The organism is Mesorhizobium sp., from assembly GCF_005063415.1.
In the GTDB taxonomy this organism is placed as follows: Bacteria; Pseudomonadota; Alphaproteobacteria; order Rhizobiales; family Rhizobiaceae; genus Mesorhizobium.
This window is the reverse complement of record NZ_SUEG01000162.1, coordinates 7,664-10,910: the sequence shown is the minus strand read 5'-3', so window position 1 is coordinate 10,910 and position 3,247 is coordinate 7,664. Positions and strand designations below refer to the sequence as shown.

General features: G+C 65.7%; 3 protein-coding genes and 1 pseudogene. 2 read left to right on the top strand and 2 right to left on the bottom strand.

Features of this window, described 5'->3' with window-relative positions:
• Both E5W70_RS27490 and E5W70_RS27485 read right to left on the bottom strand, forming a co-directional pair.
• Window positions 1–324: pseudogene (locus E5W70_RS27490) on the bottom strand (hypothetical protein); the annotation flags it as partial.
• Between the two features lie 188 nt (window positions 325–512).
• The gene (locus E5W70_RS27485; protein WP_292664385.1) at window positions 513–1,016 is read right to left on the bottom strand and encodes a glycosyltransferase; all 504 of its coding nucleotides are present in this window, start codon (window positions 1,014–1,016) and stop codon (window positions 513–515) included.
• 151 nt (window positions 1,017–1,167) lie between these two features.
• Here E5W70_RS27485 and E5W70_RS27480 point away from each other — a divergent pair, with 151 nt between their 5' ends.
• Window positions 1,168–2,322, top strand: a complete 1,155-nt coding sequence (locus E5W70_RS27480; protein ID WP_292664383.1) for a PA0069 family radical SAM protein — start codon at window positions 1,168–1,170, stop codon at window positions 2,320–2,322.
• Window positions 2,323–2,486: 164 nt separating this feature from the next.
• Window positions 2,487–3,182, top strand: a complete 696-nt coding sequence (locus tag E5W70_RS27475; protein ID WP_292664381.1) for a ribonuclease HII — start codon at window positions 2,487–2,489, stop codon at window positions 3,180–3,182.
• Window positions 3,183–3,247 lie beyond the last annotated feature (65 nt).

Here is a 3,247-nt window from a genome sequence, read left to right as displayed (position 1 = left end):
CTCCTCGTGGATGGCGGCCGGCAGCATCAGGCCCGAATAGAGCCCCTGCGTCTGCAGCGCGCCAACGGCTGCATCGCGATCGACGCCGGCGAACATCGTTTCACCGACATTGCGCGCCGGCGGAACGGGCTTCGCACCGCGCCAGTGCAGGCGCCGCGCCGGCATGGTGCGGGCCAGCATGAACATCGGCAGCCATGCCGGATTCTCGCGAAGGTCGGAAAGATAGGTCGGGATGCGGGCGGCGATGCGGCGCAGCGTACCGCCGTTTCGTGCGATCGCCTCGAGGCTTGCAGCGCCGGACTTGTCAGGGCTTGAAAGGGTCATTGGGTCCTCAAATATCGAGGGAACAGCATCGACGAAAGTCGTCGTCACCGCTCCGGCACACCCCAAACCCTATTCGCCCCTATCGCTGGGAATGGTAACCCCCGATCAGATTTTGTGCAACGCACAATAAACGACGACCCGCCAGAAAATTTGCTTGGGCGGGGTCCCCGGACCGGGACGGTAAGCCGTCACTTCCGCGGCGCGACCCAGATCTCGGCGTGGAGCCTCCTGGTCGCCAGGCCACGGGCGATCGCTTCGGCGCTGCGGGCGTTCTTCGACAGCGCCGCGGCCTGACGCTTGCTGATCACCAGGCCTTCGGCGAGAGCGCGATTTCCGGCAAAGACGCGCGACAGGAACGGCGCGCGGCTGCCGCGTGCCCGCGAGAACCGAGCCGCCATGGTTTGCCTTGCGGTATGGGCGACGACCTCGTCGATCCAGCCCTCCCCCAGCCGCGCGCCCGGTTCCAGCAAAAGCAGCCAGTCCCCCTTGGCCTGCCTGATGCCGGCGGCGATGCCGCCGCTGACATAGTGGCAGCCGGCATGTTCGGCGACGCGGTGCGTCTGATCGGTCGAGCCGGTGTCGCAGACGAGAACGTCGCGCACCACGCCTTCGACCGCGCCGCCGATCAGCGAGGCGAGCGTGCGGGCAAGGCCCTCCTCGTCATTCAGGGTTTCGATCAGGACGCTGAGCATGTTTAGCCGAATAGCGGAAAGCGGTGGGCAGCGCCAGTTTTTGCAGCGCACCGCGAGAAAGTTCTTGCTTTGTTCTCATCGATGCGATAGGAATACATTCATGAGCAGAGCGATTCGACAGCGGGCGGACAGTCCCTGGGAAAGGGCCAAAATGGAACAGATCGTGCGTGCCGACATTGCCGCCTTCGGCGCTGGCAGGGCCGAGATGGCGAATGCGATGATCGAGCAGAGCGGCATGCGCGTGCGTCCGGACCGAAATCGCGGCAGGTCGGCGGGGATCAATCCGTCCGGCCGTTTCGAGCCGGTCAGCCGGCATGTGTTCGACGATGGCTGGAATTCGCTGGAGGAGCTGCCGCCGTTCAAGACCGAGGTACAGGTCGAGAAGCCGCGCACCATCATCACGCGCAACGAATCGCCCGACATCTCCTTCGACCGCTCGATCAATCCCTATCGCGGCTGCGAACATGGCTGTGTCTATTGTTTCGCGCGGCCGACGCACAGCTTCATGGGCCTGTCGCCGGGGCTGGATTTCGAATCGAAGCTGTTTGCCAAGCCGGATGCGGCGCGGCTGCTCGACAAGGAATTGTCCAGGGATAATTACCAGCCGCGCACCATCGCCATCGGCACCAACACCGATCCCTATCAGCCGATTGAGAAGCAATACCGGATCATGCGCGAGATACTCGAAGTGCTGGAGGCGCGCGGGCATCCGGTCGGCATCGTCACCAAATCGGCGCTGGTGACACGCGACATCGACATTCTGTCACGCATGGCCGGACGCGGGCTGGCCAAGGTGGCATTGTCGGTGACGACGCTCGACCGCATGCTGGCGCGCACCATGGAGCCACGCGCGTCGACGCCGACCAAGCGGCTGGAGGCGATCAGGCAGCTTTCGGACGCTGGCATTCCGGCCTCGGTGATGGTCGCGCCGATCATCCCCGGACTGACCGACCCGGAGATGGAGCGCATCCTCGATTCGGCGCAGGCAGCTGGCGCGCGTGAAGCCGGCTATGTGCTGCTGCGCCTGCCGCTGGAGGTCGCGCCGATCTTCAAGGACTGGCTGCTGCGCCACTATCCCGACCGCTATCGCCACGTCATATCGCTGATCCGTTCGATGCGCGACGGCAAGGACTACGATTCGGAGTGGGGCAAGCGCATGAAAGGCTCCGGCCCGTATGCCTGGCAGATCGGCCGGCGCTTCGAGATCGCTGCCAAACGGCTCGGCCTCAATGCCGAGCGGCGCTCGCTGAGGACCGACCAGTTCGTCCCCGCAGCCAAGGCAACCGAGCAGCTGATGCTGCTGTGACAAAGCGTCTCGCGCCAGCCGCTTGAAGCGGCCGCAGCAGGCGAAAAATCCCGTCCGGCCTGTCCTGTCCCCGGGCTTCCGACGGTAACCCTCCGGGTCCGGTGCCCCGCCCGACCCGGAGGGGACTTGCGGAGAATCGGAGCCGATGCGAACCTCGCCGCACCATGGCTCGCCCGCGTTCCGATTCTCCGCTTCTCTTCGAAATCGTCGAGAAACCCGACTTCTCGTTCGAGACGAGGGCGATGGCCGAAGGCCTTTGGCCGGTGGCTGGGATGGACGAGGCCGGCCGTGGCCCGCTCGCCGGGCCGGTGGTGGCGGCAGCGGTGGTGCTCGATCCCGCCAACATCCCCGACGGCCTCGATGATTCCAAGCGGCTGACGCATTTGCAGCGTGAGGCGCTGTTCCTGAAAATCCTCGGCTCCGCACTCGCCCTATCGATGGCATCGGTCAGCGCCGAAGGCATCGATGCATCCAACATCCTCAAGGCCAGCCTGGAGGCGATGCGGCGTGCCGTGGCCGGCCTGTCAATCCGGCCGAAGCTGGCGCTGGCCGACGGCCGCGACGTGCCGCCCGGCCTGCCCTGCGAGGGCAAAGCGCTGATCAAGGGCGACCAGCGCTCGCAGTCGATCGCTGCAGCCTCCATCGTCGCCAAGGTGTTGCGCGACCGCATGATGTGCGGCTGCGGCAGCCATCATGCGCGTTACGGCTTCGAGCTGCATATGGGCTACGCCACTGTGCGCCATCGCACGGCGATCGATCTGCATGGACCAGTGGCGCGGCTGCACCGCGCCTCCTTCGCGCCGTTCCGGTTCGGCGGCACCGAGGTGCTCGAGGAAGAGGGCCTTTCGGGCCTGGATTGAGATTTGCGAAAGCGGCCACGCGCGTATCTCCCCCCTCGAGGGGGAGATGGCCGGCAGGCCAGAGG